This window comes from Parvibaculum sp., from assembly GCF_049651025.1.
Lineage (GTDB): Bacteria > Pseudomonadota > Alphaproteobacteria > Parvibaculales > Parvibaculaceae > Parvibaculum.
This window is the reverse complement of record NZ_JBASBH010000109.1, coordinates 1-5,841: the sequence shown is the minus strand read 5'-3', so window position 1 is coordinate 5,841 and position 5,841 is coordinate 1. Positions and strand designations below refer to the sequence as shown.

Annotated in this window: 6 protein-coding genes; 5 read left to right on the top strand and 1 reads right to left on the bottom strand. The window is 61.6% G+C overall.

The annotated features are described in order from the left end of the window. The 5 genes from WA943_RS14700 to WA943_RS14680 form a co-directional block, all read left to right on the top strand. Nucleotides 1-1,053 (top strand): DUF1302 family protein (locus tag WA943_RS14700; RefSeq protein WP_424470644.1); only part of this gene is annotated, 1,053 nt, incomplete at its 5' end. A gap of 40 nt (nt 1,054-1,093) precedes the next feature. Next, nucleotides 1,094-2,455, top strand: a complete 1,362-nt coding sequence (locus tag WA943_RS14695) for a DUF1329 domain-containing protein (RefSeq protein WP_424470643.1) — start codon at nt 1,094-1,096, stop codon at nt 2,453-2,455. A gap of 101 nt (nt 2,456-2,556) precedes the next feature. Beyond that, nucleotides 2,557-3,780: a hypothetical protein gene (locus WA943_RS14690; protein ID WP_424470642.1), complete on the top strand. Its 1,224-nt coding sequence runs from the start codon at nt 2,557-2,559 to the stop codon at nt 3,778-3,780. 84 nt (nt 3,781-3,864) lie between these two features. After that, nucleotides 3,865-5,016, top strand: coding sequence for an L-lactate dehydrogenase (locus WA943_RS14685; RefSeq protein WP_424470641.1), 1,152 nt, complete (start codon nt 3,865-3,867; stop codon nt 5,014-5,016). Between the two features lie 113 nt (nt 5,017-5,129). After that, nucleotides 5,130-5,408, top strand: coding sequence for a GNAT family N-acetyltransferase (locus tag WA943_RS14680; protein WP_424470640.1), 279 nt, complete (start codon nt 5,130-5,132; stop codon nt 5,406-5,408). 9 nt (nt 5,409-5,417) lie between these two features. On the opposite strand, the gene WA943_RS14675 is transcribed toward WA943_RS14680, so the two are convergent. Continuing rightward, the coding region (locus tag WA943_RS14675) for a winged helix DNA-binding protein (protein WP_424470639.1) at nt 5,418-5,841 on the bottom strand (424 nt) is incomplete at its 5' end.

Here is a 5,841-nt window from a genome sequence, read left to right as displayed (position 1 = left end):
CCTTTCGAGAATGTCGACATTTCGGCCTATTACCAGTTCCGCTGGAACGAGACCGAATATGATCCGGTCGGCACTTTCTTCTCGCTCGAAGACGTTTTCGGCCCCGGTCATCAGGGCATATTTTTTGGGACGGCGCTGCTCGGGTTCGGCGATCCGGGCTCGTCCGGCCGGTCGGCTGCGGATTTGATCGCGGCAGGTGGGGGCATTCCCGACACAGGCCAGGGTCGCCCGCGCAATTCCGGTCAATGGGGTGTTTCAGGTCGCTATTTCAGCGATGCGCTGCAGACCGAGTTCGGCCTCTACTACATGCGCTATCATCAGAAAGCGCCGGTGCTTGGTTTGAACGCGTCTTGCGATCCTCTTTCCATGACGTGCTATCCGGTTTCCTACTTCCGCAACTTCGTGGAAGACCAGAATCTTTATGGCGCGACGGCGAGCTATGTCTGGCAGGACGTCTCTTTCGGCGTCGAGGTTGCCTATCAGCCGAACTACTCGGTTCCGCTGGCCGATCCGGTCACCTCCGCTGCCACGAAGGCTTTCCTGGCTGATCCCATCGGCATGACGGGTACGGCGATGGAGGAAGGTTTCGTCCGCGCCAACCGCACACAGACGATCTTCAACGCCATCTATATCGCGCCGCCGACCATGCCGGTTCTGGGCTCGGTCATTCAGGGTCTCGGCATGGATGACGTGACGTTCATGGGCGAAGTGGCATGGACGCATTTTGGCGAGAAGCCGCTCAACACCTTCGGCGATACGAATGCAGTCGGCTATGTGCTGGACATCACCGGAAGCTATCAGGGCATTTTCGGTACGCCCTGGGTGCTCTATCCCGGCATCGCCTTCAAGCATGACGTCAAGGGCACGGCGCTCGATTACACCGTGACGGACACGCATATCGATGGCCGCAAGTCGCTGACGCTGCGACTGACCGCCGACTATCAGTCCACATGGAGTCTCGGGGTCGCATACGTCAATAATTTTGGCGGCGGCATGACCAACTTCGCAACCGATCGCGACTATGCATCCGCCACTGTTTCCTATGCCTTCTAAGCGTGGCATGCGGGTAACGGAAGGCGAGGGGGGAATTCAAATGTCGAAAAATCTACTGATAAAGGCCGCGTTCGTCCTTTGCGGCGTTGCGATCGGCTCGTCGGCGGCCATGGCCGACACGGTCGCCGATCTTGGCGCGAAGCTGACGCCGATCGGCGCGGAGCGGGCAGGCAATGCCGACGGCACGATCCCGGCATGGGAGGGTGGCATTACAACACCGCCCGCTGGCTTCACGCTCGGCAGCGACTATGTCGATCCTTTCGCGGCGGACAAGAAGCTGTTCTCGATCGATGGCTCCAACGCAGCCCAATACAAGGACAAGCTGACGGCAGGCCAGTTGGCCATGATCGCGCGCTACAAGGATTATCGGATGGATGTCTATCCGACGCGCAGAAGCTGCGCCTATCCGCAGCGCCTTTATGACAAGACGAAGGAAGATGTCGGCGTTGCGCGTCTCGACCCGGCGACAAACGATCTCGTCGCTGCTGTGCCGGGCGGCGTTCCCTTCCCTCTGCCCAAGACCGGGGCCGAGGTCATGTGGAACCATCGCACGGCTTTCGACAGTTTCGGGCGCAGCGTTTCGGGCACCACGGCGGTCGTGGACAAGAGCGGCGGTTTCGTTCCGCTCAAATGGGATGAAGCGCGTCTTTCGAGCTATTACAATCCTGCAAACACAACCTTCGATGCGTTGAAGAATATCCAGCTCAAATATTTCACGCTCTACACCGCACCGGCGCGCGTTGCGGGTGAAATGTATCTCGTTCACGAGACGCTGAACGGCGAGCGCAATGCCTGGCTCTACAGCCCCGGACTGCGCCGCGTCCGCCGCGCTCCGACATTGTCTTACGACAACCCGGTCTCGGGTTACGAAGGCCTTGCCGCGAGCGACCAGCTCTACATGTATAACGGGCGCCTCGATCGCTACGAGTGGAAGCTCGTCGGCAAGAAGGAACTCTACATTCCCTATAACAATTACGAGTTCGCGAATTCCAGGCACAAGGTTGCCGAGATCACGCAGCCGCATTTCCCGAACCCCGATCTCGGCCGGTATGAGTTGCATCGTGTCTGGGTCGTCGAAGCCAATCTGAAACCCGGCATTCGCCACCTTCTGCCGCGCCGCATATTCTATGTCGATGAGGATAGCTGGCGGATCGTTGCGACCGACATCTATGACGGGCAGAACAAGCTGTGGCGCTATCAGGAAGAAACGACGCTCAACGTTTATGACCTGCCTGCCTGCTTCGGCTTTGGACAAGCGGTCTATGATTTCCAGGCGGAGCGCTACATTCTCGATCTCGTCTTCAACGACGACAAGCGTCCCGACTTCCATGCCGAAACTTCGGGCGCGGCCGACGAGAAAATGTTCGACGTGGGCGAGCTGCGCAAGCGCGGTACGCGGTAATACAGTGACAGCGGATTGGCGGGTGCTTTGCCACCGCGCATAATTCAGAATGGGCAGGGGCTTTGGTCCCTGCCCATATTCGTCCGGGGAGCGAGTATAGAATGACGGAACTGGACGGTGGGCGCAGCGCCTGGTGGGATCGCGTCGATCAGCAAAAGGCCATGACGCTTTTTCTCGTCGCGCTTGGCGGCAGCTATGGTTTGATGGTTGCCTCCATGCTGCCGAGCCTCGTCAGCGCGTGGGTCGCGCATCTGGGCCTCACTGAAAAAGTCGCGGGCGAGATCGCCACTGGCAATGTCCTTGCGGCAACCGTTGGCCTCGGCCTTTCGGTCTTTCTCGTGCGCCGTGCATCGCTGCCCGTCATTGCGCGTTGCGGCCTTGCCCTGGCGGTGATCGGCGATCTGGCGTCGATCGCTGCGAGCGGCGCTCTCGATCTCGGCATCTACCGCATCGTTGCCGGTCTTGGCCTTGGCCTCATCGCCGGTGCGACGACGAACTGGTTCGGCCGCCACGAGCAGGCGGAGCGCGGTTTCGGCATGTATGTCATGCTTCAGTTCATCCTGACCGCGCTTCTGCTCGTCGCCATCCCGCTCATCGAACCCGTCTTCGGCTATGCGAGCGTCTATGTCGCCTTGCTGTCGCTCGCCTTGCTGACGGCGCTTCTTCATCCGCTGCTCGGGTTGAATGGCGGCTCCGAACCGCTGAAGGATATTGCGGGTGCGGATGTTGCCGCCGAGCAGGCAGGCGGTCATTCCACATTCATGAAGCTGCTTTCGATTTTCGCTTTCGGCCTTTTCAACCTCGCGGCCATCGGCTTGTGGAGCTACATGCTGCGTTACGGCGTCCTTGTCGGCCTGTCCGATGAAGGGGCGTCGCGCGCGCTTGCCCTGTCCTCCCTTTGCGGCATTCCCGGCACCGTGCTTGTCGTTGCGCTCGGCAATCGCTATGGCCGCTTCCGGCCGCTGATGATTGCGCTTCTTCTCTATGCGCTGCCCATCGCACTTTTTGCGCGCAGCAATGTTTCCGCCTGGGTGTTTGTTGGCGGGCTCGCATTGCAGAATGTCGCCTGGGCCGTCATCTCGCCTTATTTTCAGGCGGTGCAGGCGGCGCTTGATCGCACGGGGCGCCTCGCCGTCTGGGGTCTGTTTGCCGCCTCGGCGGGCGCGGGCATCGGGCCTGCCTTGCTCGGAACGGCCATTGACGGCACCTCCTATATTCTCGCCTTTGGCGTTGCGCTCGGCGCGCTCGTGCTTTCCGCGCTTCTCGTCGTCTTCCCGGCCCTCGCGACGGATTGGCGGGATCGCGACGGCGCGCAACCCGGCTGAAACCGGCGACACACGCCTCGAAAGCGCTGGGCTTTTTGCCTATAGTTGTGCAAGAACGCTGATCTTGTTTTTGGGGGAGCGCGCGTGACACAACCGGCATCGGTATCCGACTGGCGCGAGCGGGCAAAGAAGCGCCTGCCGCATATGATGTTTGAGTATATCGACGGCGGCGCTTATGCGGAGACGACGCTGCGGCGCAACGTAGAGGCGATAGAGCGAATTGCGCTGCGTCAGCGCATCCTCACCGATGTGTCGAAGCTTCAGCTTTCCACCGAGCTGTTCGGGCAGAAACTTGCCATGCCCCTGCTGCTGGCGCCGGTCGGCATGGCCGGGCTTTATGCGCGGCGCGGCGAGGTGCAGGCCGCGCGTGCGGCGCAGGCGGCCGGGCTTCCCTTCTGCCTTTCCACCGTCAGCATCTGCTCCATCGAAGAGGTGCGCGCAGGCACGACGGAGCCGATCTGGTTTCAGCTCTATATGATCAAGGATCGCGGCTACATGGAGGCGCTGCTCCAGCGCGCCAAGGCGGCAGGTACGAAGGTTCTGATCTTCACGGTCGATCTGCCGGTTGCTGGTGCGCGCTATCGCGACGTCCGCTCCGGCCTGTCCGGCGTGCTCAGCCCGCTCGACAAGCTGAAGCGCGGCATCAATGGCGCCATGCATCCGCACTGGATGTGGAATGTCTTTCTCAATGGTCGCCCGCAAAGTTTCGGCAATCTCGTTGACGCCATGCCCAATGCGAAGGGCACGAATGATTTTGCGATGTGGATCGGCAAGAACTTCGATTCCAGCGTGAGCTGGGAAGATTTCGCCTGGGTGCGCGAGCGCTGGGACGGGCCCATCATCATCAAAGGCATTCTCGACGCCGAGGATGCAAAGCGCGCGGCGGAAGTTGGCGCGGATGGCATCGTCGTCTCGAACCATGGCGGGCGTCAGCTCGACGGTGTGCCTGCGGCCATCGAAGCTCTGCCGCCCATCATGCGCGTGGTCGGCGATCGCATGACGGTGTTGATGGATGGCGGCGTGCGCTCCGGCCTCGATGTGCTGAAGGCGCTGGCGCTTGGCGCCAAGGGCGTCTTGATCGGCCGCGCCTGGGCCTATGCGCTTGGCGGTGGCGGCGAGGCGGGCGTGCGCGCCATGCTGCTGACGATGCAGCGCGAGCTTGAGGTCGCCATGGCGCTCACCGGCTGCACGGATGTGCGCACAGCCGGCGAGCATCTGCTGGTTAGGGACCGCTGACACGCGCATAGGCTGCGGCGTTTTGGGGGCATGAGGCTTTTTTCGCCAAACCTCGGCTGCGATTTCTGTTCCGGCGCGTTAGCATGAATACCAGCCGCAACAGGAGAGCGCCCATGAGCGATACCGTTAAAGACAATCCGGCGAAGCATCGTTTCGAGATCGTCGTCGAGGGCATCACGGCTTGCGCGGAATATGAGCGCAAGCCGGGTGTCGTCACCTTCACGCATACGGTCGTGCCGGAGGCGCTTGGCGGCAAGGGTGTCGGGTCGAAGCTCGCAAAGGGCGCGCTCGATGCCGTGCGTGCGGAAAGGTCGAAGCTGGTTCCGCAATGCCCCTTTATTGCCGCCTATATCAAGAAGCACCCTGAATATCAGGACCTCGTTGTCGCCTGAGATTCCGCCTCAGATTTTCCGGGCCGTTTCGGCAGGCGGCTTGTTGACGGCGCTGCGCACCTGTTCGAGATAGCGCGTCATGCGCGTCGTGCCGTCTTCGGTCAGTTCGATGAAGACGCGCCGTCCGTCATTTTCGTCCCGCACGCGGGTTGCAAGGCCCGAGGCGACCAGATCGCCGATGCGCCGCAGCGCTGTTGTTGCGGGCACGCGTGCCGCGATGCAGAGACTTGAGACGGAAATGCGTTTGCCGTTGAGCTGCGCATGCATCAGGTCGAGAAGCATGTCCCAGGCCGGGTCCGCAAAGAGGCCGCCGGGAAAATGGTTGGTCCGCGCCGCATAGGTATCGAGCAGCAGTTTGGCCCAATGGCGGGCGATGGCCGCCTGATCGAGCTGCGCTTCGGGAGGCCGGTCCGGCGGGGCCTGAACCGCCGGG

What these genes read in the sequence shown, in the direction of transcription:
- WA943_RS14695 (WP_424470643.1), top strand. Translation starts at nt 1,094, where the DNA reads ATGTCGAAAAATCTACTGATAAAGGCCGCGTTCGTCCTTTGCGGCGTT.
- WA943_RS14690 (WP_424470642.1), top strand. Translation starts at nt 2,557, where the DNA reads ATGACGGAACTGGACGGTGGGCGCAGCGCCTGGTGGGATCGCGTCGAT.
- WA943_RS14680 (WP_424470640.1), top strand. Translation starts at nt 5,130, where the DNA reads ATGAGCGATACCGTTAAAGACAATCCGGCGAAGCATCGTTTCGAGATC.